This is a genomic window from Chryseobacterium sp. KLBC 52, from assembly GCF_003347605.1.
Classification (GTDB): domain Bacteria; phylum Bacteroidota; class Bacteroidia; order Flavobacteriales; family Weeksellaceae; genus Chryseobacterium.
On record NZ_QDFZ01000025.1, the window covers coordinates 1 to 751 of the forward strand.

The 751-nt window shown below is 36.1% G+C and carries 1 protein-coding gene; it reads left to right on the forward strand.

Translation table 11 applies throughout. From position 1 onward, the window contains the following. Position 1: 1 nt before the first annotated feature. A complete protein-coding gene (locus DDF69_RS20645; RefSeq protein WP_114822444.1) occupies positions 2-529 on the forward strand; it encodes a peptidoglycan-binding protein LysM in 528 nt (175 codons plus the stop codon). Positions 530-751: the final 222 nt, after the last annotated feature.

Here is a 751-nt window from a genome sequence, read left to right on the forward strand (position 1 = left end):
AATCACAGCCTTAACTTTTGGAGCCATCATATTGGGAACTAGCAATGTTCAAGCTCAAAATACGACCGCAACTACAACCGTAAACATTACCCTGAATGACGTAATCTCTATCGACGCAGGAAGTACTGCCATTGGTAATACGGTTGACTTCAATTATGCTACTGCAGCAGACTACAACTCTGATCAGACTATTACCAAAGCGAACTCTTTGAAAGTTACTTCCACAAAGAATTTTAATGTTAAAGTAAAAGCAGGAGGTGCTAATTTTATGAATGGAACGAACTTAATCCCTGTGAATGTTTTGACGATTAAAGCAGCTACAGCTGCCGGATCTATGGGTGGAACAAAAAATACTGTGGTTTTATCTGCAACAGATCAGAATTTAGTCACCAATGCCCCGCTGGGAAGTGCATTAACACTGAACCTGGACTACACTATTCCAGCTGCAAAATCATCATCATCTGATATTTTAGGGAAGCCAGCGGGAACTTATACACAAACAGTAACTTATACAGCGACTGCTTTATAATAAAAAAACACATCAATATACATGCCCTCAGTACCTGTAAAGTGTTGAGGGTTTTTCTATTAATCATATGAATAAACCGTGTAGTGATTTTACTACGTGAACTTCCTTTTTCCATTACAAAGAAAATTTTAGCACCATTATAAATTTGCAGTATACAAAAGATAACAATTAAGTAAAAAATAACAATAAAATATTACCATCATGAAAAAGCAAATCGTAATC